General features: G+C 73.5%; 21 protein-coding genes and 1 tRNA gene. 10 read left to right on the top strand and 12 right to left on the bottom strand.

The features are described 5' to 3' along the window. Positions 1 to 27: 27 nt before the first annotated feature. Positions 28 to 522 carry a DUF3830 family protein gene (locus ICC28_RS24480; RefSeq protein ID WP_188290852.1) on the top strand — a complete coding sequence of 165 codons (495 nt, stop codon included), beginning with the start codon at positions 28 to 30 and terminating at the stop codon, positions 520 to 522. On the opposite strand, the gene ICC28_RS24475 is transcribed toward ICC28_RS24480, so the two are convergent. Continuing rightward, positions 503 to 1879 (bottom strand): amidase, encoded by a 1377-nt coding sequence (locus ICC28_RS24475; RefSeq protein ID WP_188290851.1) that lies wholly within the window; start codon positions 1877 to 1879, stop codon positions 503 to 505. The two genes, ICC28_RS24480 and ICC28_RS24475, sit on opposite strands and share 20 nt — an antisense overlap. Before the next feature lie 46 nt (positions 1880 to 1925). Then, a complete protein-coding gene (locus ICC28_RS24470) occupies positions 1926 to 2873 on the bottom strand; it encodes a D-2-hydroxyacid dehydrogenase (RefSeq protein ID WP_188290850.1) in 948 nt (315 codons plus the stop codon). Positions 2874 to 3012: 139 nt separating this feature from the next. On the opposite strand from ICC28_RS24470, the gene ICC28_RS24465 reads away from it, so the two are divergent. From ICC28_RS24465 to ICC28_RS24455, 3 genes are all read left to right on the top strand, one after another. Continuing rightward, positions 3013 to 3804: an aspartate/glutamate racemase family protein gene (locus tag ICC28_RS24465; RefSeq protein ID WP_188290849.1), complete on the top strand. Its 792-nt coding sequence runs from the start codon at positions 3013 to 3015 to the stop codon at positions 3802 to 3804. Then, positions 3801 to 4532, top strand: a complete 732-nt coding sequence (locus tag ICC28_RS24460; protein WP_188290848.1) for an aspartate/glutamate racemase family protein — start codon at positions 3801 to 3803, stop codon at positions 4530 to 4532. Before ICC28_RS24465 ends, ICC28_RS24460 begins: the two co-directional genes overlap by 4 nt. A gap of 430 nt (positions 4533 to 4962) precedes the next feature. Beyond that, positions 4963 to 6051, top strand: a complete 1089-nt coding sequence (locus tag ICC28_RS24455) for an LLM class flavin-dependent oxidoreductase (RefSeq protein WP_188290847.1) — start codon at positions 4963 to 4965, stop codon at positions 6049 to 6051. Here ICC28_RS24455 and ICC28_RS24450 read toward each other — a convergent pair. Then, the gene (locus ICC28_RS24450; protein ID WP_188290846.1) at positions 6027 to 7877 is read right to left on the bottom strand and encodes a putative bifunctional diguanylate cyclase/phosphodiesterase; all 1851 of its coding nucleotides are present in this window, start codon (positions 7875 to 7877) and stop codon (positions 6027 to 6029) included. The two genes, ICC28_RS24455 and ICC28_RS24450, sit on opposite strands and share 25 nt — an antisense overlap. A gap of 375 nt (positions 7878 to 8252) precedes the next feature. On the opposite strand from ICC28_RS24450, the gene ICC28_RS24445 reads away from it, so the two are divergent. Further along, positions 8253 to 9620, top strand: coding sequence for a M6 family metalloprotease domain-containing protein (locus ICC28_RS24445; RefSeq protein ID WP_188290845.1), 1368 nt, complete (start codon positions 8253 to 8255; stop codon positions 9618 to 9620). A gap of 245 nt (positions 9621 to 9865) precedes the next feature. On the opposite strand, the gene ICC28_RS24440 is transcribed toward ICC28_RS24445, so the two are convergent. The 7 genes from ICC28_RS24440 to ICC28_RS24410 form a co-directional block, all read right to left on the bottom strand. Continuing rightward, positions 9866 to 9939, bottom strand: a tRNA-Lys gene (locus ICC28_RS24440). Continuing rightward, entirely contained in the window at positions 9930 to 10523 is a 594-nt protein-coding gene (locus tag ICC28_RS24435; protein ID WP_188290844.1) for a bifunctional DNA primase/polymerase, read from the bottom strand. The genes ICC28_RS24440 and ICC28_RS24435 overlap by 10 nt, the downstream gene beginning before the upstream one ends. A gap of 129 nt (positions 10524 to 10652) precedes the next feature. Next, positions 10653 to 11021 (bottom strand): hypothetical protein, encoded by a 369-nt coding sequence (locus ICC28_RS24430; protein ID WP_188290843.1) that lies wholly within the window; start codon positions 11019 to 11021, stop codon positions 10653 to 10655. Positions 11022 to 11359: 338 nt separating this feature from the next. Continuing rightward, positions 11360 to 12694: an AAA domain-containing protein gene (locus ICC28_RS24425; RefSeq protein ID WP_188290842.1), complete on the bottom strand. Its 1335-nt coding sequence runs from the start codon at positions 12692 to 12694 to the stop codon at positions 11360 to 11362. 29 nt (positions 12695 to 12723) lie between these two features. Then, positions 12724 to 14352, bottom strand: coding sequence for a hypothetical protein (locus ICC28_RS24420; protein ID WP_188290841.1), 1629 nt, complete (start codon positions 14350 to 14352; stop codon positions 12724 to 12726). Then, positions 14343 to 15530 (bottom strand): hypothetical protein, encoded by a 1188-nt coding sequence (locus ICC28_RS24415; protein ID WP_411158624.1) that lies wholly within the window; start codon positions 15528 to 15530, stop codon positions 14343 to 14345. Before ICC28_RS24415 ends, ICC28_RS24420 begins: the two co-directional genes overlap by 10 nt. Beyond that, entirely contained in the window at positions 15427 to 16449 is a 1023-nt protein-coding gene (locus ICC28_RS24410; protein ID WP_188290840.1) for a phosphatase PAP2 family protein, read from the bottom strand. The genes ICC28_RS24415 and ICC28_RS24410 overlap by 104 nt, the downstream gene beginning before the upstream one ends. 224 nt (positions 16450 to 16673) lie before the next feature. Here ICC28_RS24410 and ICC28_RS24405 point away from each other — a divergent pair, with 224 nt between their 5' ends. Further along, positions 16674 to 17270, top strand: coding sequence for a histidine phosphatase family protein (locus ICC28_RS24405; RefSeq protein WP_188290839.1), 597 nt, complete (start codon positions 16674 to 16676; stop codon positions 17268 to 17270). A gap of 271 nt (positions 17271 to 17541) precedes the next feature. On the opposite strand, the gene ICC28_RS24400 is transcribed toward ICC28_RS24405, so the two are convergent. Then, positions 17542 to 19002 carry a hypothetical protein gene (locus ICC28_RS24400; RefSeq protein ID WP_188290838.1) on the bottom strand — a complete coding sequence of 487 codons (1461 nt, stop codon included), beginning with the start codon at positions 19000 to 19002 and terminating at the stop codon, positions 17542 to 17544. Between the two features lie 305 nt (positions 19003 to 19307). Between ICC28_RS24400 and ICC28_RS24395 the strand changes: the two genes are divergently transcribed. Both ICC28_RS24395 and ICC28_RS24390 read left to right on the top strand, forming a co-directional pair. Beyond that, positions 19308 to 19787 (top strand): hypothetical protein, encoded by a 480-nt coding sequence (locus ICC28_RS24395; RefSeq protein ID WP_188290837.1) that lies wholly within the window; start codon positions 19308 to 19310, stop codon positions 19785 to 19787. 47 nt (positions 19788 to 19834) lie between these two features. Further along, positions 19835 to 20704, top strand: a complete 870-nt coding sequence (locus ICC28_RS24390; RefSeq protein WP_188290836.1) for a spermidine synthase — start codon at positions 19835 to 19837, stop codon at positions 20702 to 20704. Positions 20705 to 20712: 8 nt separating this feature from the next. Here the strand turns inward: ICC28_RS24390 and ICC28_RS24385 are convergent, their stop codons facing one another. After that, positions 20713 to 21237, bottom strand: coding sequence for a hypothetical protein (locus ICC28_RS24385; RefSeq protein ID WP_188290835.1), 525 nt, complete (start codon positions 21235 to 21237; stop codon positions 20713 to 20715). A 144-nt stretch (positions 21238 to 21381) separates the two neighbouring features. On the opposite strand from ICC28_RS24385, the gene ICC28_RS24380 reads away from it, so the two are divergent. Beyond that, on the top strand, positions 21382 to 22092 hold the full coding sequence (locus ICC28_RS24380) for a response regulator transcription factor (protein WP_188290834.1): 711 nt from the start codon (positions 21382 to 21384) through the stop codon (positions 22090 to 22092). Next, a complete protein-coding gene (locus tag ICC28_RS24375; RefSeq protein WP_188290833.1) occupies positions 22089 to 23486 on the top strand; it encodes a sensor histidine kinase in 1398 nt (465 codons plus the stop codon). The genes ICC28_RS24380 and ICC28_RS24375 overlap by 4 nt, the downstream gene beginning before the upstream one ends. Positions 23487 to 23545: the final 59 nt, after the last annotated feature.

The raw sequence follows: 23545 nt of genomic DNA, 5'->3' as shown, positions 1-23545 counted from the left end.
CCATGCGATGTATGCACCCTGGATTGCATGACTGATCGGTTCATCGAGGTGTCACTGCTCAAACGGGACGTCCACTGCACGGCGAAACTCCTGGACGACCGCGCACCGATCACCTGCGCGGCCGTCTGGAACGCCCTCCCGCTGAGCGGCGACGTCTACCACGCCAAATACGCCCGCAACGAGATCTACGCCCTCTTCCCGCCGTTCGCGAAATCGGAGCCACCCCTGGAAAATCCGACAGTTACCCCGATCCCCGGAGATCTCTGTTATTTCGCCTTCGCGGGTGCGGAGCTGGGCACCAAGGCCTACGGCTACGACCGCGAGGTCCGCGCCGGCACCACCCTGGTCGACCTGGCCCTGTTCTACGAGCGCAACAACCTCCTGCTCAACGGCGACGTGGGCTGGGTGCCCGGCATCGTCTGGGGCCAGGTCGTCGAGGGCCTGACGGAGATGGCGGACGCCTGCAACGACCTGTGGCGCTCGGGCGCCGCGGGGGAGACGCTCAGCTTCCGTCGGACATGAGCGCGTGGGCCGCCCGCAGCACCAGCTCGTCCCGGTGCCGGGCGGCCACGATCTGCAGGCCCACCGGAAGACCGTCCCCGTCCCGGCCGACGGGGACGGTCGCGGCCGGCTGCTGCGTCATGTTGAAGGGGTACGTGAACGGCGTCCACCCCGTCCAGCGCCGGTGCCCCGAGCCCTTGGGCACCTCGGCGCCCGCCTCGAACGCAGTGAGGGGCAGGGTGGGGGTGACCAGCAGGTCGTAGGAGTCGTGGAAGCGGCCCATCCGGCGGCCGAGTTCCATGCGTACGTCGACCGCGGCGAGGTAGTCGAGGGCGCTGTACCGGGCACCCAGGCCGCAGATCTCCCGCAGGCCCGGGTCGAGCAACTCCCGCTGGTGCGGCCCCAGATGCTGGACGACCCGGGCCGCCCCGCTGAACCACAGGGTGTGGAAGGCCTCCACCGGGTCGGCGAAGTCGGGGTCGGTCTCCTCGACGTACGCGCCGAGCCCCGCGAGCCGCTCCACCGCCCGCCGCACCGCGGACGCCACCGCCGGACGCACCGCCACCTGGCCGCCCAGCGAGGGCGAGTACGCCACCCGCAGGCCGTGCACCCCGCCGGACAGCCCCGCCGCGAAGGAGCCCGGCGGCGGCCCGAGCGCCGACCAGTCGCGGGAGTCGGGCACCCCGATGACGTCCATCAGCAGCGCCGCGTCGGCCGCGTCCCGGGTCATCGGGCCCACGTGCGCCAGCGTCCCGAACGCGCTCGCCGGATACAGCGGCACCCTGCCGTACGTGGGCTTCAGCGCGAAGATGCCGCAGAAGGCCGCCGGGATGCGGACACTGCCGCCGCCGTCCGTGCCGAGGGCCAGCGGGCCCGCACCGAGCGCCACGGCCGCCGCGGCGCCGCCGCTGGAGCCGCCCGCGGTGCGCGTCGGATCGTGCGGGTGGCGGGTGACGCCGGTCAGCGGCGAGTCCGTCACGCCCTTCCAGCCGAACTCCGGGGTGGTGGTCTTGCCGAGGAAGACGGCGCCGTGCGCCCGCAGCCGGGCGACGGAGGGCGCGTCCTCGTCCCAACTGCCTTTCTCGGAGATGGTTTTCGAGCCCTTGAGGGTGGGCTCCCCGCGCATCAGCAGGATGTCCTTCACCGTGACCGGAACCCCGTCCAGCAGCCCGGCCGGCTCCCCGCGCCGCCACCGCTCGGCCGAGGCCGCCGCCTGTTCGAGCGCCCGCTCCGCGGTGATCCGCACGAACGCGTTCACCTCCGGCTGGATCCGCTCGGCCCGCTCCAGCGCCGCGCGGGTGGCGTCCACCGGACTGAACGCGCCCGTGCGGTAGCCCTCGAGGAGTCGTACGGCGGTCAGTGCGGTGAGGTCGGTCATCCATCCTCCAGCCGTGGGGAGTTCAGCGTCCCGGTCCGTGGGGAGTTCAGCGTCCCGGTACATACCCGCGTTGCTTGTCGACCACGTTCGGCAGCGTCCGGCCCGCCTCCCACCGCCCGAACAGGTCCACGAACTGCACGGCGAGCTCGTCCCGCCAGCCGACCGTGTCGCCGCTCATGTGCGGGGACACGATCAGCCCCGGCAGCCCCCACAACGGGCTGTCGGGGCCGAGGGGTTCACGCTCGAACACATCCAGCGCGGCCCCCGCGATCCACCGCCGCGACAGCGCCTGGACGAGCGCCTCCTCCACGACGAGCTGCCCGCGGCCGACGTTGATGAAGCGCGCGGAGGGCTGCATCATGCCGAACCGGCGGGCGTCGAACATGCCGTGCGTCTGCTCGGTGAGCGGCGCGGCGGCGATCACCCAGTCGGCGCGGGCGATCAGCCGGTCCAGGTCGTCGGGGCCGTGGATGCCGGTACGCGGCACGCGGCCGACGAGCGCGCAGGTGACGCCGAGGGCCTTGAGCGTGCGGACGATCGCCCGCCCGATGGGTCCGGCGCCGACCACGCAGGCCCGGGTGCCGGCGAGCCGCTGCGACTCGCGGTGCTGCCAGGTCCGGGCGCCCTGCAACTCCAGGGTCCGCGGCAGATCCTTGGCCATCGCCAGGACGAGAGCGGCGACGTACTCGGCGATGGGCTCGTCGAAGACACCGCGGGCGTTGGTGACGACCGTGTCGGAGGCGGCCAGCTCGGGGCACATGAGGTGGTCGACACCCGCGCTCGCGGTGTGCACCCAGCGCGGCCGGGGCCCCTCCCCGGGCCAGGCGCGGCGGACGGCGTGGGAGGTGAAGTCCCAGACGAGCAGGACATCGGCGTACGGCAGTCTGCGCGCCAGCGTCGACTCGTCCGCGTGCTCGATGCGGGCGCGACCGGTGAGACGCCCGAGGCGGGGGAGGGGGTCGGCGTCCAGGACGAGCAGGGTGGGCAGGGTCATCGACAGCCGTTCCTCCGGGCCGGGGCCGGGCGTCTGACATGCACGGATTGACCACGCTCGCACCCGAATCTACCTTCGTCAACACGGACGCCTGCACCGTCCGCAGTTCCCATATCTCTGCGTGAGGGCGGTGCCTGCGATGGACGTGTCTTTCCTCGGCGGACCGCGCCCACAGCGCGGCATCGGAGTCGTCGCCCCTTTCGACTTCGCCCTCGACCGCGAGCTGTGGCGCTGGGTCCCCGACGAGATCTCCCTGCACCTGACGCGCACCCCGTACGTCCCGGTCGAGGTCAGCCTGGACCTGGCCCGGCTGGTCAGCGAGCACGAGACGCTGGAGGACGGCGTCCGCACCCTCACCGCGATCGCCCCCGAGGTCGTCGCCTACGCCTGCACCTCGGGCAGCTTCGTCGGCGGAGTCGCGGGCGAGCGGGCGATGTGCGAGGCGATGACCCGGGCGGGCGCGGTACCCGCCCTCACCACCTCGGGCGCGCTGCTCCAGGCGCTGGCCGACCTCGGCGCACGCCGGGTGGCGCTGGTGACCCCGTACACGATGTCGGTGACGGCGGCGCTGGAGGAGTACGTCGCCCAGGCGGGCGTCAGGGTGACGGGGTGTGCCTTCATGGGGCTGACGCGGCACATATGGAAGGTGCCCTACCGCGATGTGGTGGACATGGCGCACCGGGCGGTACGGGCCGGCACGGACTGCCTGTTCATCAGCTGCACCAACCTGCCGACGTACGACGTGATCCCGCAACTGGAGGCGGAGCTGCGCATGCCGGTGCTCTCCGCCAACCAAGTGACGATGTGGGCGGCGCTGCGCCGGCTGGGTACCCGGGCGGTGGGGCCGTACCAGGCGCTGATCGATCCGGCGGCGCGTGGCGGCCGCCCCGTACTCCCCGACGTGCAACAGCAGCAGGAAGGCTCGACATGACCGCACTCGGATTCCTCTACCCGGGCCACTCCGCCGAGGACGACTATCCACGCATCGAGCAGCTACTGGGCAGCGACATCCGGGTGGACCTGGTGCACACGGACATCGGCGAGGACGCCCACCGGGTGGACGCCCTGCGCGAGATGGGCTCCCCGGAGCGGCTCGCGGCGGGCGTGGAGGAGCTGCGCCTGTCCGGCGCGGAGGCGGTGGTCTGGGCCTGCACCAGCGGCAGCTTCGTGCACGGCTGGGAGGGCGCCCAGGACCAGGTGCGCACGCTGGCCCGTACGGCCGGCATGCCCGCCTCCTCCACCTCCTTCGCCTTCGTCCACGCGGCCGCCGAGATCGGCACCCGCCGCGTGGCCGTCGGCGCGACCTACCCCGACGACGTGGCCGACCTCTTCGCGGACTTCCTCCGGGCGGGCGGCGTCGAGGTGGTCGGCGTACGCGGCTCCGGGATCATCACGGCGGCGGAGGTCGGGCGGTGGGGCGAGGAGGAGGTCTTCGCCCTGGCGAGGCAGGCGGACCACGAGGCCGCCCAGGCCCTCCTCCTCCCGGACACGGCCCTCCACACGGCGGCCCTGATCCCCGCCCTGGAGAAGGAACTGTCCAAGCCGGTCCTCACCGCCAACCAGGTCACGGTCTGGGAGGCCCTACGCCTCGCAGACCGCCGCGTCAACGCTCCCGCTCTGGGGGCGCTGTTCACGAGGGAACCGATCGTGCAGGCCTGACGGCGGCATTCCGCGGGCCGGTGGGGGCTGATCGCGCAGTTCCCCGCGCCCCTGACGCTCAGCCCGTCCGGCGTTTGAGCACGAGGCCGCGGCCCCAGGGTGCCGTTGTCGGCGCCGGTCGGTGCATCCAGCCCGTCCGGCGATTGAGGACGGGGTGGTGGCCGTCCCGAACCCCCACCCACCCGCGGGGGCGGCAGCCGTGGGTCCCTTGTCGGCGCCGGTCGGTGCATCCAGCCCGTCCGGCGTTTGAGGACGAGGCCGTTCAGGCCGAAGCGGGGGTCTGGGGGCGCAGCCCCCAGGGACGGGACGGGTAGGGGCGGCGGGGGCGAAAAAAACGCCCCTCCCACCCCGCACCCGGAATAAACCGGAGCCACCCTCCTGTTAAGCCCCCGGCAGGACACCGCACGGCACACCCCGCAGGAGGCAACCGGTGACAGACGAGATCCGGGGCACCACACACGGCACCGCCCCCACCCCCCTCTCCGTACTCGACCTGGTCACCGTAGGCTCCGGCACCACAGCCACCCAGGCCCTCCGCACCAGCGTCGACCTCGCCCGCCTCACGGAATCCCGCGGCTTCCACCGCTACTGGGTAGCCGAACACCACTCCATGCCGGGCGTAGCCTCCTCCTCCCCCGCCGTGATCCTCGCCCACCTCGCCGCCCACACCACCCGCATCCGCCTGGGCTCCGGCGGCGTCATGCTCCCCAACCACGCCCCCCTGGTCATCGCGGAGCAGTTCGGCACCCTGGAAGCCATGGCCCCCGGCCGCATCGACCTCGGCCTCGGCCGCGCCCCCGGCACGGACGGCGCCACCGCCGCCGCCCTCCGCCGCACGAACACCCTCAACGAGGGCGCCGACGACTTCCCCCAGCAACTCGCCGAACTCATCCGCTTCCTCGACGACGACTTCCCCGACGGCCACCCCTACCGCCGTATCCACGCGGTCCCGGGCCCCGTCCAGGCCACCTCCCCCGGCGGCGTCCAGTCCCCGCGCCGCCCGCCCGTCTGGCTCCTCGGCTCCTCCGGCTTCAGCGCCCGCCTGGCCGGCACCCTCGGCCTGCCCTTCGCCTTCGCGCACCACTTCTCCGCGCAGAACACCGTCCCGGCCCTGGACCTCTACCGGGAGTCCTTCCGCCCGTCGGCCGTCCTCGACGCCCCGTACGCCGTCATCGGCGTCTCCGCCCTCGCCACCGACGACGAGAAGGAGGCCCGCCGTCAGGTGCGGGCCGCCGCCCTCAGCATGGTCCGCCTGCGCACCGGCCGCCCCGGCCTCGTCCCCACCCCGGAGGAGGCGGAGGCGTACCCCTTCACCCCGATGGAGCGGGAGTTCGTCGACTCCTGGAACGCCAACGTCGTCCACGGCACCCCGGACGAGGTCCGCACCGGCCTCGACGACCTCCACAAGCGCACGGGCGCCGACGAGCTGATGATCACGAGCAACGCCCACACCGGATCCGTACGCCTCCGCTCGTACGAACTCATCGCCGACGCCTACGGGTTGCCGACCGCCGCCTGAACCCCCGGTGAGCGCAGCAGCTCGGAGATACGATCCGGCGGCACCGGACGGGAGTACAGCCACCCCTGCCCGGTGTCGCAGCCGATCCGCCGCAGCCGCGCGGCCTGCGCCGACGTCTCCACGCACTCCGCGGTGACGGTCAGCCCGAGCCGGTGGGCGAGCTGGATCATCGCCTCCACGACGACCTCGTCGGCCGGGTTGGGGGCGATGCCCTCACCGTCGTACTGGAACCCCTTGACGAAGGAGCCGTCCAGTTTCAGGACGGACACCGGCAGGCGGCTGAGGTAGGCCAGGTTCGAGTAGCCGGTGCCGAAGTCGTCGATCGCGATGCGCACGCCCATGTCGCTGAGGGCCTGGAGGGCCTGGAGCGGGCGGCCCCCCGAGCCCATCACCGCCGACTCGGTCAGCTCAAGCTGGAGCAGATGCGGAGCGAGCCCGGTCTCCGCCAGGGTCCTCGCCACGTCCGCCACCAGGTCGGAGTCCCAGACCTGACGGACCGCCACATTCACACTGACGAAGATCGGCGGCTCGTCGGGGTGCGCGAGCTGCCAGCGGCGTGCCTGCCGGCAGGCGGCGTCCAGCACCCACCGCCCGAGCGGCACGATCGAGCCGTCCTCCTCGGCCAGTCCGATGAACCGATTCGGCGTCAGCGTGCCGAACTGGGGGTGGTTCCAGCGCACCAGCGCCTCCACCCCGCGCACCCGGCCGTCCGCCATCCCCACCAGCGGCTGGTACTCCAGCACGAACTCCCCGCGCTCGATCGCCGGGCGGAGGGTGGAGGCCAGGGCCTGCCGGGTCATCCGGTGCGCGTTGCGCTCCGGGTCGAAGAGCGTCCAGCGGTCCTTGCCGTCGGCCTTCGCCCAGTACAGCGTCGTGTCGGCCGCCTGCATCAGAGCGGTGGGGCTCGTCCCGGCCGCGTGCCGCTCCACGACACCGATCGACGCCGACACCGACAGTCGGCGCCCGGAGATGTCGAAGGGGGCCTGGAGCGCCTTCAGGACCGACTCGGCCAGATCCGCCAACTGCTCGGTCCCGGTGGAGTCCTCGACCAGCAGCGCGAACTCGTCGCCGCCGAGCCTGGCCACCAGCGGTGCGCTCGCTCTCGCGTACCCGGCCTCCTCGGCGCACCGCGTCAGCCGCTCCGCCACGGAGGACAGCAGCCGGTCGCCCACCCGGTGCCCGAGGGTGTCGTTGACCGCCTTGAACCCGTCGAGGTCGAGATAGCACAGCCCGATCCGTCCGGTGCCGCTCAGTTCGTACGCCTCCGGCTCCAGCGCGGCCGACAGGCGTTCGAAGAACAGGGTGCGGTTGGGCAGCCGGGTCACCGGGTCGTGGTTCTGCAAGTGCCGCAGCCGGGCCTGGAGTTCACGGCGGGCGCTGATGTCGGTGACCGACAGCAGGACACCGCCCCGATCGTCGGCGCAGAGCGGCGCGATCGAGACCTGCACCCACAGGGAGTGCCCCTCGGGGTGCTTGAGCCGCCGGGTGCAGCGCAGTCTGGCCTGCCGGCCGCGGAGCATCTCGCGGTACGCGTGCCAGGTCCGGGCGTCCGAGGTGAGGTCGACCAGATCGGCGGCGGCGGTCCCGGCGAGCGCCTGCGCGGTGGAGCCGAGCAGCTCGCCGAGGGCGGAGTTGGCGCCGGTGATCAGGCCCTCGCGGTCGACGACGGCCATCGCGAGGGGGGCGGCGTGGAAGGCGGACCGGAAGGGCATCGGCAGCGGCCGGCCGTCGGGTCCGGTCCGCGCAGGAGACCCGACATCACTCTCTGTGACGGCCGGCCCGATGAGATCTGCCGCGGGCGCCGGCCCTTCGGAGGTTCCGCTCACCGCTCGCTCCCGCAGTGCACTCGCTTCTTCGGATGGGTCTCGTCGGGAGGCCGACCGACCGGGTGGCCGCCGGGCCGGGGCCGTGCAGGAAAGGGATCAGGACAGTACAGCAAAGGGTCAGGAAAGTGTGCCGATCATAGAGGCTGGTCCCGGACCCTTCCAGCCGCTCTCCAGTGTTCCGGAGTGCACCGCCCTTCTGGCAGATCGTTTCTGCCCGCGTGAGAACCGGTTTTGCGGACCACCGACCGCTTGTGACGGTCCGTGAGCGATTTCGGGGTGTCGTCCCACCGGTCCCTTGCCCTTTCGGCTCTCTCCTCACTCGTCCGGTGCAGGTAAACAGGGCATTGTCTGACAAACCACCACAGGCTGGTTGCGGTGTCCCGCGAACCGCTCCCGGAGGTCCACGTGCCGCGTCAGCTCCCGCTCACGGGACTCACCCGTGAGGCCTTCCAGGGACTCGGCCGAGGTGCCGCCAGAGGGCTGGACCGGTTGCGGGAGTGGCCCCGACTGCGCACCACCGCCGCCGTGTTCACCACCATGTCGGCGCTCGCCGCGACCTCCCTCCTCTCCGCCCCCTCGGTCGCCGAGCCGTTCTCGTCGCAGCCCTGCGCCCTGAAGCGCACCGAGGCCCACCACTCCGAGGGCCTCGACACCTGGAACACCGCCTATCCGCGCCCGGTCCGCTCGCTGGACGCCGTGATGGTCTTCCTGTCCTTCCCCGACTCGGTCCCGCTGACCAGCCCCGCCGAGCTGACCGCCGACCACTTCCCGGCCACCACCCGCTTCTTCGAACGTGCCTCCTACGGCAGGTTCACCCTGCGCCCGCATCCCCTCGCGGACTGGATCCGCATGCCGCGGCCGTCGACGGCGTACGCCATACAGCGTGACTGGAGCGCCCCGCACCGGGCCGCCTACCTGCGCGACGCCCTCGCCGCGGCCGACGGACAGGTCGACTTCTCCCGCTACGACGTCGTGTACTTCGTCGCGGACCCGGACGCGCCCGGCGTGGACTCCGACGCCACGAAGGTCGTCAACCTGGACACCCCGCTGCGGGCCGACGGCACGGACATCCGGCGGGTCGTCACCGTGTTCGAGAATCATCCGCCGGACCGGCTGGTCCTCGCCCACGAGACGGGGCACGTCTTCGATCTGCCGGACCTCTACCACCGTCCGGTGGACGGCCGGGGCGACTGGGACACCCACGTCGGCGACTGGGACCTGATGGGCAGCCAGTTCGGGATGGCCCCGGACCTGTTCGGCTGGCACAAGTGGAAACTCGGCTGGCTCCAGCCGCGCCAGGTGGCGTGCGTCCGGCAGCGGGGCGGCGCCCGGATCACCCTGGAGCCGCTCGGCGCGGGACCGGAGGCTCCGGCGCGCGGGACGGCCGGGGCGCCGGCCTTCGGCCTCGGCGGCGGCACCAAGCTCGCGGTGGTACGCACCGGCCCCGACAGCGCGCTCGCCTTCGAGGCACGCGGCCCGGTCGGCAACGACACGGCCGCCTGCCGACAGGGCATCCTCGTCTACCGCATCCGCAGCACCGCCGAGTCCGGCCGCGGCCCGGTCCAGGTGATCGACGCCCACCCCCACACCGAGGCCTGCTGGGAGCAGTCGGTCTACCCGCCCCTCGCGGACGCCCCGGTCGCCCTCGGCGAGAGCTTCACGGTCCCGGGGGAGGGCGTACGGGTGGATGTGGAGGGCCGGACACCGTCGGGGGCGTGGACGGTGCGGATCGCTACGGGGTGACTGGTCTTGGCCGCAGTCGGCAGCTCCCAGCCCCTGCGTCGGGGGTTGCTTCCTGAACGGTGAAAGGCCCCCCGCGCTTGCGGAGAGCCTTTCGTGTCTGTGCGCCGCCAGGGACTCGAACCCCGGACCCGCTGATGCTGCATTTCCCGGGGGGTAACCCCCGGACCCCCAGCCGCTCCTGCGTCGGGGGTTGCTTCCTGAACGGTGAAAGGCCCCCCGCGCTTGCGGAGAGCCTTTCGTGTCTGTGCGCCGCCAGGGACTCGAACCCCGGACCCGCTGATTAAGAGTCAGCTGCTCTAACCAACTGAGCTAGCGGCGCCTGCTGACGTCGTAGACCTTAGCACCCTGATCGGCGGGAGGAAAAATCGATATCCGCACGGCGGCGCGGGCCGCTCGTACGGCCGCCCACAGCAGGATCTCCGGGCCGGGCAGCCACGGGTGCCGGGTGTCCGGGGCGACGAGCCAGCGGGAGCCGGACGGGGCCGCGGCGGGGGCGCCGAGCGGGGTGGGGGCCGGTGCGGGGGCCGGGGGCGGTACGGTCACCGCGTCGCCGTTGCCGTGGCACAGCAGCGGTGGGATGTCGCCGGTGCGGCCGAACTCCTCCCAGCGCTGCAGCGAGGGCAGCCGCTGGGCGGTGCCCGGCGCGGCGAACAGCAGCATCCGCCCCCGGAACACCGCCACCGGGCCCGAGCCCGGCCCCTCGTCCCAGAGCCGGTCGAGCATCCGGCGGCCGAAGATCGTGGGTGCGCTCACCACGTCGAAGACCGAGCCGCAGGGCAGGACGACCGGGGCGTCCGGCCGCTCCTCCCAGAGGGCCAGCGTGTCGCGGGGGTACGCACTCGCCGAGGCCAGCCAGGCGGCTCCGTCCGGGGTGACGCCCGAGGCGTCGAGGCAGCTGCTCATGGCGACCAGATGTACCGGCCGTGAGCGCTCCGTCTCTGAGGGTTGCCGGAAATCGGGACAGCGACGGGTGGGAGGAGGTATCTTGCCCGCCTGGCATATGCCAGGCCCCGGGGCGCAGAGGCGCCGTCCTCACACGGGGTCGACGCGCTCCTGGCTCTCGCCCGCGCCCCGCAGCAGGTCCCTGCCGAACTCGACCATCTTCCTGGCGTAGTCCTCGGTCCACTCCGCCCGCGCGGCGATGTCCGTCGGCGTCAGCCGGTCGAAGCGGCGCGGATCGGCCAGCTGGGCGGCCGCGATGGCCTGGAACTCCACGGCCCGGTCGGTCGCCGCCCGGAACGCCAGCGTCAGCTCCGTCGCCCGCGCCAGCAACTGCCGGGGGTCGTCGATCGACTCCAGATCGAAGAAATGCTCCGGGTCGGCCGCGGCCTGGGCCGGCTCGAAGAGCAGGGGCGCGGGGCGTAGCCGCGGTTCGTTCCGACGCGGCGTGGGCTCCGCCATGTCTTCTCCTCCTCGTACGTCACGGATGACCCCCCCAACGGACCGGGCCACCGTCCATTGTCCCGCCCCCGCGCAAGGGGGCGTCGGGGCGCAGGTCAGGGGGCGTGTGCCCGGGCTAGGGATGGCGTCGGGCAGCCCGTCCGTCGGGCGGGTGTCCGGCGGACGGATCAGGGCCGCCACGGCACTCGGTGTTCCGTCCGTCGTGCCGGTACCGCGTGGTTGGCCTCCCAGCCGTCGGGGCTGTTTCTGTTGGCCGCCTCCGGCGGCGTGCCGGACTCCGTCCGGCGAGGGAGTGGCGTCGGGCAGCCCGTCTGTCGGGCGGGTGTCCGGCGGACGGATCAGGGCCGCCACGGCACTCGGTGTTCCGTCAGTCGTGCCAGTACCGCGTGGTTGGCCTCCCAGCCGTCGGGGAACTTCACCACCGTTCCCAGCTGGACCGGTTCCGTGGACGGGTAGTCGTCGAGGAGGTCGGTGACGCCGGCGCGGCAGATGACGATGCAGGCGTGGCGGTGCCGGGAGGCGAGCACGCACAGGCGGCCCGTCTCCAGGTGGAAGGCGGTGGCGTCGGGGCGGCCGGACAGCGGGTGCAGGACGACCGTCACGTCGTACTCCCGGCCCTGCAGCCGGTTCGCCGTGTCTACGGTGACGTCCGTGACGCCCAGCTCCGCCAGCGCCGTACGGACCGCGGCCGCCTGGTCGCGATGTGCCGTGCCGACGGCGATCCGGTCGGCGGTGAGCGGCGTCGGGTCGGGCGAGCGCTCCGATGTCGCCGCGCCGCCCCGGTCCAGCAGCCGTCGTACGACCGTCGCCACCGCCCTGACCGCCTCCGGATCCGTCCGCGGGGTGTGCCGGGCGGGGAGCTCCAGCAGGCCCCAGCCCGCCTCGGCGGCCTCGTCGATCACCCGGTCGGGGCCCGAGCCGTCCGAGGGCACGGCGAAGGACAGCCGGCGGTCGTCGTGGCCGGTGCCGCTGCGGAAGGGCGTGAACGGGTAGAACGCGTCGGAGACCAGCGGCGCCGCCGAGGCGGGCAGGCGCCACGACACCGGCAGGCGGTGCTGCGGCAGCTCGGGGTTGTGCGCGAGCAGCGTCGTCACCGCCGAGGCCGACGGGTCGTACGACAGCCCCGCCCACTGCTCGCTGCCGACGATCGCGAACGGATCCAGCTGCCCCGGGTCGCCCACGAACAGCGCCCGCTCGAACAGCCCGGCCACCGCCAGCAGCGAGTCCGAGCGCATCTGGTACGCCTCGTCCACGATCGCGTGCCGCCACGGCTCGTCGGCCTTCACATGCGCCCACTTGGCCGCGGTGGAGATGACCACGTCCAGGCCGGCCAGCTCCCCCGCCTTCGCCGACTTCCGTACGTTCGGCAGGTCGTCGAGCGCCTTGTCGTACGGGTCGGCGTCACTGCTGTGCAGCCGCCCCACCGGCAGCTCGGGGTTCTTCTCGGCCAGTCGCAGGACCAGGTCGTCGACCTGCGCGTTGGTCTGCGCGACCACCATCAGCGGTCGCCCCGCGTCGGCCAGCTCCAGCGCCGCCCGCACCACCAGCGTGGACTTGCCGGCCCCCGGCGGCGAATCGACGACGACCCCGCGATGCGCGCCGTGCAGCGTGTCGGCGAGGATCGCCTCGGTAGCCCGCGCGGCCTCGGCCCCGGGATCGAAGACGGTGGTCACGGCATGTCCTCCGCGGTCGCCTACGGCGTTCACAGCACGTCCTCCGTCGTCAGCGGGTCCGGGGATTCCGCCGTGGCCTCGCCGGGTGGGCCGCCGTGGGTCCACGGGGTCTGTTCCGGGTCCGGCAGCTTCGCGCCGCCGCGCTGTTCGTGCTCGAAGAGCGTGAACAGGACCCGGTCGCCCTTCTCCGGGACGGACCCCGGCTCGGGTTCCTTGCCGCGGCCCATCTTGTCGACGATCCGCAGGACCAGGACGGCGCCGTCGTCCTCGCGGCCGACGACCTCCGCGGCCTGCGGCTTCCCGCCCAGCGAGCGGTAGACCTTGGCACGCTCGCCCAAGTGCGGCCGGTCGTCCGTCCGTACGGTCACCAGCGGGCGCGGGCTCGGACGCTTCCCCTCGCTGTACGCCATGGCGACGTCCGTGACCTCGCCCGCGAACGCCTCTCCGGACAGCCGCCGCCCGGCCATCACCAGCGGGTCGTCCAGCGCCTCCTGGGCCTCCAGACGCGCCTGCTCGCGCTCACGGGCGGCGAGCTTGTTCGCGGCGGTCACCGCGTCGTCCCGGCGTGGCTGCGGGGGCTCACCGGCGACGATCCGGTCGCGGTGTGCGGTGAACGACCAGCGGTCGCGGGTCCACCGCTCCTCGACGTGCGCGCCGTCCGGCAGGTCCCGCAGCAGATCCAGCCCCTGCCACACCGCGTCCCAGGTCGGCCGGGCGCAGTTCTCGACGAGCGTTCGGATCTCCTGCTCGGCGGCGGCCAGCGCTCCGAACCGGTCGTCCGCCTCCAGGCCGTCCTCGGCGGCGGCCAGCGCGCCGCGGGCACGGTCGTAGCGCTCGACGGCGGGGGCGAGCAGCTTGTTGTCGAAGGCCGGGTCGGTGGCCGGACCGGCGGGCGGGCACAGCAACTGGCCGCGGTCGTCGCGCGCGAGTTCCGCGTGCAGCGCCGCCTCGGCGCCGGTCCACGCCCGATGGGGGTCCCCCCGCTCGAGCGAAGTCGAGGGTGGGGGAGGGTCGATCCAGGCCAGCAGCGCACCGAGGTGCTGGTCCTCCAGGCTGGACTGTCCGGTGGCCCAGTGCCGGGACAGGACGTCGGTCATGGCCAGCAGCAGCGACGAACCGGGTACCCGGGCCCGCTCGCCGTAGTGGGTCAGCCACCGGCCGAGCAACGGCACCCGGGGCGGCGCGGGATGCGGGGTGTCCGGGTCCTGCTCCGCCGTGCGCCGGAACCGCATGGAGCGGCCGAGCAGGCGGACGAACTCCAGGCCGGTGCGGCTCGGCACGATCAGCTGCGGCGCGTCCGCGCACAGGTCCACCTCGACCTTGACCCGCTTGCCCGTCTCCGGATCCGTCTCGGTGCGCTCGGCCGCCTCCACGACGTCCGCGTACGCCTCGATGTACGGCAGGACGACGTCGGCCAGCTCGGCCAGGAACGTGAACCTCAGATCGCGGTCGCGCGGCTGCGGTACGACGAGCAGGCGTGGCGCGTCCCGGTCGGTGCCCACCAGCGCGCCGAGCGGGGCGCCCGTCTCGCCGTGGGTGGTGAGCGGCACGAAGACCAGGGGCCGCGGCGACAGATGCCGGTGCCTGACGGTCGCCGACGGCTGGGCGCGGCCGGTGCTGACCGCTTCGAGGCGGGCGAGCGTGGTGATCAGCGACACGGGACCGCCTCCCGCCCGCCGAGCGCCTCGGCCCGCAGCCGGGCCGCTCTGCGCAGCGCCGCCACCGCCGGATCGCCCGGGTCCCCGGCCTCCCCGCGGGCCGCGGCCAGCACGTCCTCGACGGTGGTCAGGCCGCCCAGCTCGGCGCGGACCGAACGGCCCAAGGTGGTGACCGCACCGGCCGTGCGGGAGCGGTCACGGCAGTGGAAGGCCAGCTCGCACGTGGTCAGGCACTCGGGCGAGTACGTCGCCGGCACGGCCTCCACGGCGGCCGTCAGCTCCTCGGCGGGCAGCTCGGGGGAGAAGCACGTGCCCTCGGGCAGGCTGTCGGCGATGTCCTCGATACGGGTGAGCCGGGTCAGCTGGCGGGCGGTCACCGCGCGCTGCTTGCGGACGTCGACGGCCGACGCGGTGGGCAGGTTGGAGAAGTCCTTGGGGCAGACGAGGAGGATGTCCTGCCGCACCCGCGGCGCCGGGTCGAGACGCGCCGCCACCTGCTCGAGCGCCAGTACGTACACCGCCGACTGGCGCGCCGCCGCGCCCACCTTCGCCGGGTCGGCGGAGCCGTCCAGCATCGGGAAGGACTTGATCTCCACCACGGTCCAGGTGCCGTCGGGGTGCACGACCACCGCGTCCGGCTCCAGGAACGCGGGCGAGCCGGCCACGTCCAGGGCGAGCATCGGGTGGTCCAGCAGCGTCCAGGCGCCCGGCGCCGCGGCGGCCTCGCGCAGCTCCAGCGCCGTACGGGCCGCGCGGCCCTCGGGGCCGGTCGCCGACAGCTCCGGCACGCGCGCGTGGGCGGGCGGCTCGGCGGAGCGGTCCAGCTTCTCGTGCGCGAGCCGCAGCAACTCCGTGCCGCCGTCCGCCTTGACCCGCGCCTCGAAGGCGTTCCCGCGCGTGAGGGCGAACTGCGACTGCCCGAAGGCCGACGGCGCGCCCAGCGCGCTCGCCAGCGCCGTCTTGTTCACCCCGGCGCCGTCGAGGATCGCGCGCCGCTTGCAGCCGGGGTTCGCGGCGAGGGCGGCCAGGGCGCGTGCGTCGAGTGCCTTGGCCGGTACGTCGGGGCCGCGCAGCTCAGCGAGCCGCTGCCGGAGCGCCGTCCCCCGCGTCCGTGGGAGAGGCGTCCGGCTCGGCTTCGGGTCCGAACCGTGACTCGCGCTGCCATGGAATTCGCTCACCCGCCGAAGTCTGGCATCCGGCACTGACAATTGAGGTCTCTGCGCCGGGAGAGGCGGTGGGAGCGGCTGCGGGGGAGGGGGTGGCAGCGCCGGTGCGCGTGGGCTCGGCGGCCTCGGACGCCTGCGCCGCGATCAGCGGGACGCGCCCCGCGAAACGCGCCCTGGCCCGGTCCGCGCCCCGCATCACGTACGGCGCGAGCAGCAGGCCCACGCCCATGACGGCGGCGCCCGCGACCGCGTCGAGGAAGTAGTGGTTGGCGGTGCCCATCACCACGATCGTGGTCACCAGGGGGTAGACGACACCCGCCGTCTTCGCCGTGCGCGTGCCGCCGTGGCGCCACAGCATCACCCCGCACCACAGGGCCCAGCCCACGTGCAGGCTGGGCATGGCCGCGTACTGGTTCGTCATGCCGCCCAGGCCGCGCGGTGCGCTGGCCTCGCCGCCCCACCAGCCGTACGAGCTGTAGTGGGCCATCGTGTCCACGAAGCCGTGCTCCGGGGAGAGCAGCCGGGGCGGGCAGGTCGGCAGCAGGGTGAAGCCGATCAGACCGATGAACGTGGACGTCATCAGCCAGGTGCGGGCCGCGCGGTAGTGCACGGAACGCCACTTGAAGATCCAGACCAGGAGGGCGGGCGTGACCACGTAGTGCAGGGAGGCGTACCAGAAGTCGGCCGGCACACCGAGCCACGGCTCACGGGTGAAGAGCCGGTTGAGCGGGTGCTCGGCGTTCAGGTAGAGCATCTTCTCGATGCGCAGGATCTCCAGGCCGTGGTTCACGGCCGAGGAGACGTCGCCCCGGGCGAGCAGGCGGCCCGCCGAGTAGCAGGCGTACACCAGAACGATCAGTGGCAGTTCGGTCCACCAGCGCAGACGGAGTCGTGGAGCCGACCCTGTGCCCGGTGTCTCGGCGTGCGGCATCCGATCGCCTCCCCCTTCTGTTCGCGTCCTGTCGCGCGGCGCCGGTTGCCCGGACGGGCCACTTTACGATGTGCGTGCGCGCCCGCGCAGGGCGCCCCCGGCCCTGATAGACGCGGAGATCGCCCGACAGGTTGCCCCGACACAGGGTGCGCGATGATGGGTGGGTTCCGCCTCGCATATTGCGAGTCCTCGTCTCGCACCATCCTGGAAGGGCGCTCGATCCCATGGCACCGCGCATTCTGTTGGCCCGGCACGGACAGACGGCGTGGTCGCTGTCCGGCAAGCACACCGGGCGGACCGATGTGCCGCTGCTGGAGGAGGGGCGGCGGGGGGCGAAGCTGCTGGGCGAGCGTTTGCACCGGTCACCGCTGGACGGGCTGCCCGGGGTGGAGGTGCGGACCAGTCCGCTGGTGCGCGCGCGGGAGACGTGCGAGCTGGCCGGGTTCGGTGAGCGGGCGGACGTCTGGGACACGCTCATGGAGTGGGACTACGGGGCGTACGAGGGGATGACTCCGGCGGAAATACAGGCCGGGCGACCTGGTTGGCTCATCTGGCGGGACGGGGTTCCCGAGGGGGAGAGCCTTGCCTCGGTGACTGCGCGGGCGGATGAGGTGGTGGCGTGGGCGCGGGAGGCGGACCGGGACGTTCTGGTCTTTGCCCACGGGCACATTCTGCGGTCGATCGGGGCGCGGTGGTTGGGGCTGCCGTTGGACTTCGCCGCGCGGATACGGCTGAATCCGACGTCGCTGTCCGTGCTGGGGTGGGCCTACGGGGAGCCGGCGATCGAGTCGTGGAACGACCTGGGGCACCTCGTGGGCTGAGGCCCGTGCAGGCTTTTCCTCGCCCCCGCCGCCCCTACCCGTCCCATCCCCAGGGGCGCTGCCCCTTCGACCCCGCCAGGGGGCTCCGCCCCCTGGACCCCCGCGGGGCTCCGCCCCTGCACCCCACCGGGGCTTCGCCCCTGGACCCCCCGCGGGGCTCCGCCCCTGCACCCCCATCGGCCTGAACGGCCTCGTCCTCAAACGTCGGACGGGCTGGATGTAACGGCCGGTGGGCGGTGGGTGGGCTGGGGGGGTGTCGAGGTGCTGTTGGTCATACTGCTCTGGGCAGGCTTGCGTGGCGTTGGAGGAATGTGGAGACCTCTGCTGCTCGGCGGTGGGGGAGGAGGACGCGGGCCGTGCCGGCCAGCATGGTCTGGATGCGGGAGGACTGGACTTCGCCGAGGAGGTCCAGGACGCGCATTCCGGCGGCTGCCGCCTCGTCCGGGTGGCCGCCGCGGGCGAGGTCGTCGGCGAGTTCCGCGGTGTACAGGGCGATGTTCCGGGTGAAGTGCGGATCCTGCAGTTGGGCCGCCCGCGCCGCGTGCCGCGCCGCCCGTCGCCAGTCGCCCAGGGTCGACCAGCACTGCGCCTCAAGGCCCTCCAGCTCGGCCTCACCGTAGAAGCTCATCCACTCGGGGTCGGCGTCGGAGCGGCCGCGCCCGTAGAGGACTTGGGCGCGCATGAGTGCCTGCGTGCAGCCGGCGCGGTCGGCGAGCCCCGCCCAGCCGCCCGCCTCGCGCAGCGCGAGGAGCGACATCAGCCGGGCCGACCCCAGGGCGTGCGCGGCGCGCTGCGCGGCCTGCGCGGCGCGTACCGCCTCCCGCGGCCGGCCCGCGTCCCGCGCGAGGAACGACGTGTTGCAGAAGGCGTGCGCCTCCAGCGCCGGGTCCCCGGCCAGCCGGGCCGTCGCGAGCGCCTCCGCGTAGTGGGACCGGGCGTCGTCGAAGCGGCCCGAGTCGTGCGCGAGCCAGCCGACCGAGATGGCCAGTTCGCCCGCGCCGGACTGGAGCCGCTCCCCGGCCGAACGGCGCAGGGTTCCGGCGTCGAGCAGCGCGTAGGCGGCGCGCAGGGGTGCCGCGGCACGCTGATAGAGGCCGTCGGCCCCGTGCCGGTCGTCCAGCAGCCGGATCCTGCGGACGGCGTCCTCCAGGGCCTGCGCCTCGCCCGTCCCGGCGCGCCGGCCGGCGGGCTCCGCGGCCGAGGCGCTGGCGACGAGCCCGAAGGGGCTCAGCGAGGCGGCGGCCACTGTGGCGCCTCCGCCGGTCATGAATGCGCGACGCAGCACGTCGCTCTCCTCGGGGTACTCGTGCGTGGTGTCGGGGTCGTGCGGGTCGTGCGGGTTCGGTGTGTCATACGGGGCGTACGCCCCCCGTGTCTCATTCGCGGCGCGCGCCGGGCTCGTGAGGTGTGCGCCGGGCGCGTCCTCGGCCGTGCGCGCCCGGCGCCCGCGTACGGACGAGCGGGGCGCGAAGCCGAGATCGGCGAGCGTGCGGCCGGGGAACATGTGCAGGAACACCCGCTCGTACGCATAGTTGGGGCAACGGATCTCGCCCGCCTCGACCCGGCCGACGTAGCGCGCATCGCAGCTCACCCGCTCGCCGATCTCGCGCGCGGCCCGCCGCACCGCCGCGGCGAACTCGGCCGGCGAGCGCTGTCCGCGCAACTGCCGGAACGCGAAGTTGGGCCGCGGTGGCCTGGAGGGCTGGGACGAGGTCAGCTCTGACGACGCCATGGCCGGGTCCTCTCGTGCGAACCGTCGAACCATGCCGGAACCGGGGCGAGTTGAACGAAACGAGTAGAACCACTTGAGTGGTTTGTTCGCTTCGTTACCCCGGGGTCCGGCGGGCAAGAACGTACCTGCTGCGTCCGGCCCGCCATGCAGTGTTTGGCTACAAACCGGATATCTCATCCGCGATCTGCCATGAACTGCCATCCTTTGCGGCGGACTTCTTCCGTAGCCGTTGACGCGCCGACGCGTTGAACTCCATGGACCGGGAGCCGCCCGACTCCCGACCCGCTCGTTCGAGGAGGGGTTCCGTGGTGGAGGCCGGGATGGAGACCAGTAGAAGCATCGATCCTCGTCCATCGTTCACGCCGTTGACGACGGCCGGACATCCGCCGACACCGGAGTGCAGCGCACCCCCCTGTACGGGCGTCGCCTGTGATCTGGTGACCGTGCCGGCGCGGCAGGGGCTGGAGGCGGTCGACATCCTGCGGCGCGGTGCCGTCGACGCGGTGGGGCCGGTGCTCCACGACGGCGGCTGCGACACGCTCGGGTTCGTGGTGCCGGCCGGCACCGCGGCCGCCTGGGACGTACCGGGGAGCACCTGCACGGAGACCGACGGGCGAGGGCTGCGGCTGCTCCCCGAGCCGCGCGGGGAGGGCGGCGAGGGCGGCGAGGGCTCGGACTGGCTGCTGCCGCCCGGTGAGGCGGACCTCGCGACGGACCCCGCGGTGCTGCGCCGGGCCCTGGGGGAGGCGGCGCGGCTGATCGAGGCCGCGGACAACTGTCAGTGAGACAGGCCGCACGGGCGTGATCAGCCCCCGCTCCGCATAATGGCGGGATGGGCAGGTCCAAGAACCCCCGGCGCTCCAGCGGCGCCCCCGCGGCCGTCGTCGAAGCCGTCGACGGCGGGCTTGCCGAACTCATACCCGACCGGGACCGCAAGCGGGCCTGGACGCTGCTGGTCGACGGGGCGCCGCAGTCGCACGTCGACCTGGACGATCCGGCCCACCTCTCCTTCGAGTACCAGCGGCGCCTCGGGCATGTGATCGACCTCGTCGCCCCGGCGGGCCGCCCGTTGCAGGCCGTGCACCTCGGCGGCGGCGCGCTCACCCTGGCCCGGTACGTCGCCGCCACCCGCCCCCGCTCCACCCAGCAGGTCGTCGAGCGGGACGCCGCCCTCGTCCAGCTCGTCCGCCGGGAGCTGCCGTTGGACCGCAACGCCCGGATCCGGGTGCGGTCGGCGGACGCGCGCGAAGGGCTCGCCAAGGTGCCCGACGGCTGGGCCGACCTCGTCATCGCCGACGTGTTCAGCGGCGCCCGCACCCCGGCCCACCTGACCTCGGCGGAGTTCCTCGACGAGGTCCGCCGGGCCCTGCGCCCCGGTGGCTGGTACGCCGCCAACCTCGCCGACGGTCCGCCGCTGGCCCATCTGCGCGGCCAGATCGCCACGGCCGCCGCCCGCTTCGGCGAACTCGCGCTGGTCGCCGACCCGACCGTGCTGCGCGGCAAACGCTTCGGCAACGCGGTCCTGGTCGCCTCCGACCACCCGCTCCCCGTTGCCGAACTGACCCGCCGCGCCGCCTCGGACCCCCATCCCGGCCGGGTGGAACACGGCCGCCCCCTCACCGACTTCACCGGCGGCGCCGCCCCGGTCACGGACGCGGTGGCGGTGGCCTCACCGGCGCCGCCGCAGTCGGTGTTCCGCTGACGGGACCGTCAGTAGGTTCCGATCTCCACCCGCGGCGCGCTGTCGTGCCAGGTGCAGAACACCGACACCCGGTCCGCCTCCCTGCTGAACTCCACCCGGATCCACGACTCCGTCTTCCACACCTGCATCGACCACCCCGCCCCCGGCGTGGCCGACACCAGCGTCGCCGAGGTCTTCCCGAGGTCGAAGACCACTCGCCCGCCCTCGGTGTCGTAACCCCTGATCTGCCCGGACGAGGTGGCGGAGGGGCTCGGGTTCGGCGACGGTGAGCGAGAGGGGGCAGGCGTCCGGGGTGCCTCCGGCTCCGGTGAGGCACTCCCAGAAGGTCCGGAAGGCGTGGCCCTCTTCGCCGAGGAGACCACCGGCCTCGGCTCCGGCGTCGCCGGGTCCGGGGCCGCCGCCGCGATGGGCAGGGCGCGCGGCGGGTCGTACGCCGTGCCCGCCATCACCGTGTGCACGCCCCACCACGACAGCGTGACCGCCGCGCCCGTGGCGAGCGACCAAGCCAGTACGTGTACGAGTCCTCTGCGCATCGCGGGCCATACTGCCTCACGCGTCCCACACGTGTCGCCCGGTCGCGGCCCCGGCCGCCGGCCCGGTCGCCCCCGGTCGTCCACAGGGGCGGAGTTGTCCACAGGCCCGGACCGGGCTCGCCCGCATGGCGTACGGTGCGGCGCATGGCAAGTGTGCTCGTGGTCGAGGACGACCAGTTCGTACGCTCGGCCCTCATCCGGCATCTGACCGACGCCGCACACACCGTGCGCAGTGTCGGCACCGCGCTTGAGGCGCTGCGCGAGGTCGCCCATTTCCGTTTCGACGTGGTGGTCCTCGACCTCGGTCTGCCCGACCTGGACGGGTCCGAGGCCCTGAAGATGCTGCGCGGGATCACGGACGTGCCGGTGATCATCGCCACCGCGCGCGACGACGAGGCGGAGATCGTCCGCCTGCTGAACGCCGGCGCGGACGACTACCTGACCAAGCCGTTCTCCGTCGAGCACCTCTCCGCCCGGATGGCCGCCGTCCTGCGCCGCTCCCGCTCCGGCGGCGGCGAGGCCGCGCCCTCCTCGGTGCTCCGGGTCGGCGGCCTGACCGTCGATCCGCTGCGCCGCCAGGCCGAGTTGGACGGCGTGCGCCTGGACCTCACCCGCCGCGAGTTCGACCTGCTCGCCTTCCTCGCCGCCCGGCCCGGAGTCGTCGTACCGCGCAAGGAGCTGCTCGCCGAGGTGTGGCAGCAGTCCTACGGCGACGACCAGACCATCGACGTGCACCTGTCGTGGCTGCGCCGCAAGCTCGGCGAGACCGCCGCGAGCCCGCGCTATCTGCACACCCTGCGCGGCGTCGGCGTGAAGCTGGAGCCGCCCGGCCCGGCGGCGGGGCCACCGCGATGAGGTGGGCCCTGGTCAAGGTGTCGCTGGCGGTCACCACGATGGTCGTGCTCGCCTTCGCCGTGCCGCTCGGACTCGTCATCAAGGAGATGGCCCGCGACCGCGCCTTCTCCAACGCCGAGCGGCAGGCCGCCGCGGTCGCCCCGGCGCTGTCCATCACCTCCGACCGCGACCAGCTCGAACGCGTGGTGGCCTCGGCCGGCGCGGAGGCCGGGATGGCCGTGCACATACCGGCGGCCGGCCGGTCCGCGGCCGTCGACATCGGACGGCAGCGCGCCGCCGCCGACGACATCGCGACCGTGCGGCGGCTCGGCCGCGCCTCGACCAGCGAGGTGTCCGGCGGATCCACCCTGCTCCAGCCGGTCGCGCTGAGCTCCGGCGAGATCGCCGTCGTGGAGGTGTACGTCCCCGAGTCCGAGGTCAGCAACGGCGTCGCCACCGCCTGGGCCGTGCTCGCCGCCGTGGGCGTGGCACTGATCGTCGGCTCGGTCGCGGTCGCCGACCGGCTCGGCGTCCGCATGGTGCGGCCCGCGCAGCGCCTGGTCGAGGGCGCGCACGAGCTGGGGGAGGGCAAGCTGGGCGCCCGCGTGCCCGAGGAGGGGCCGAACGAACTGCGGCTCGCCGCCGTCGCGTTCAACTCGATGGCCGACCAGGTCGTCCAACTCCTCGCCAACGAGCGGGAGCTGGCGGCCGACCTCTCCCACCGGCTGCGTACGCCCCTGACCGTGCTGCGGCTGAACGCGGCCTCGCTCGGTGACGGGCCGGCCGCCGACCAGACCCGGGCCGCCGTCGCCCAGCTGGAGCACGAGGTGGACACGATCATCCGCACGGCCAGGGAGGCCAAGCCGCAGACCGCGGCGGCCGGTCCGGGCGCCGGGTGCGACGCGGCCGAGGTGGTCCGCGAGCGGATGGCGTTCTGGTCGGCGCTGGCCGAGGACGAGGGCCGCAAGGTGCGGGTGGCCGGCGTCGACCGGCCGGTGCGCATCCCCGTGGCCCGCGCGGACCTCGCGGCCGCCCTGGACGCCCTGCTGGGCAATGTCTTCCGGCACACCCCCGAGGGCACGGCCTTCGCGGTCGACGTGCACAACGGCGAGGACGCGGTGATCGTGCTCGTCTCCGACGCCGGACCCGGCATACCCGACCCCGAGGCGGCGATGGCCCGCGGGCGCGGCTCCGGCAGCGCCGGGTCGACCGGGCTCGGCCTCGACATCGTGCGCCGGCTCGCGGAGTCGACGGGCGGGGACGTACGGATCGGGGCGTCGGTGCTCGGCGGGACCGAGGTGCGGATCTGGATCCAACTGGACGGGCGGGCGCCCGAGCGCCGGGGACACCGGGTGCGCAGACGCCGCACCCGCGGACTGGTCTCCACCATTAACCGGCCCCGATCCCTTCCTTAAGCGCGCCCTAAGATCCTCAACCCCCGCCTCGATCAGGCCTTTTGCCCGATTCCGCCTCG

The organism is Streptomyces sp. TRM68416 (assembly GCF_014596915.1).
Lineage (GTDB): Bacteria > Actinomycetota > Actinomycetes > Streptomycetales > Streptomycetaceae > Streptomyces.
The sequence above is the reverse complement of the archived record's forward strand: the minus strand, read 5'-3'. Positions and strand labels throughout refer to the sequence as shown.

What these genes read in the sequence shown, in the direction of transcription:
- ICC28_RS24480 (WP_188290852.1), top strand. Translation starts at nt 28, where the DNA reads ATGACTGATCGGTTCATCGAGGTGTCACTGCTCAAACGGGACGTCCAC.
- ICC28_RS24475 (WP_188290851.1), bottom strand. Translation starts at nt 1,879, where the DNA reads ATGACCGACCTCACCGCACTGACCGCCGTACGACTCCTCGAGGGCTAC.
- ICC28_RS24470 (WP_188290850.1), bottom strand. Translation starts at nt 2,873, where the DNA reads ATGACCCTGCCCACCCTGCTCGTCCTGGACGCCGACCCCCTCCCCCGC.
- ICC28_RS24465 (WP_188290849.1), top strand. Translation starts at nt 3,013, where the DNA reads ATGGACGTGTCTTTCCTCGGCGGACCGCGCCCACAGCGCGGCATCGGA.
- ICC28_RS24460 (WP_188290848.1), top strand. Translation starts at nt 3,801, where the DNA reads ATGACCGCACTCGGATTCCTCTACCCGGGCCACTCCGCCGAGGACGAC.
- ICC28_RS24435 (WP_188290844.1), bottom strand. Translation starts at nt 10,523, where the DNA reads ATGAGCAGCTGCCTCGACGCCTCGGGCGTCACCCCGGACGGAGCCGCC.
- ICC28_RS24430 (WP_188290843.1), bottom strand. Translation starts at nt 11,021, where the DNA reads ATGGCGGAGCCCACGCCGCGTCGGAACGAACCGCGGCTACGCCCCGCG.
- ICC28_RS24410 (WP_188290840.1), bottom strand. Translation starts at nt 16,449, where the DNA reads ATGCCGCACGCCGAGACACCGGGCACAGGGTCGGCTCCACGACTCCGT.
- ICC28_RS24405 (WP_188290839.1), top strand. Translation starts at nt 16,674, where the DNA reads ATGGCACCGCGCATTCTGTTGGCCCGGCACGGACAGACGGCGTGGTCG.
- ICC28_RS24400 (WP_188290838.1), bottom strand. Translation starts at nt 19,002, where the DNA reads ATGGCGTCGTCAGAGCTGACCTCGTCCCAGCCCTCCAGGCCACCGCGG.
- ICC28_RS24390 (WP_188290836.1), top strand. Translation starts at nt 19,835, where the DNA reads ATGGGCAGGTCCAAGAACCCCCGGCGCTCCAGCGGCGCCCCCGCGGCC.
- ICC28_RS24385 (WP_188290835.1), bottom strand. Translation starts at nt 21,237, where the DNA reads ATGCGCAGAGGACTCGTACACGTACTGGCTTGGTCGCTCGCCACGGGC.
- ICC28_RS24380 (WP_188290834.1), top strand. Translation starts at nt 21,382, where the DNA reads ATGGCAAGTGTGCTCGTGGTCGAGGACGACCAGTTCGTACGCTCGGCC.
- ICC28_RS24375 (WP_188290833.1), top strand. Translation starts at nt 22,089, where the DNA reads ATGAGGTGGGCCCTGGTCAAGGTGTCGCTGGCGGTCACCACGATGGTC.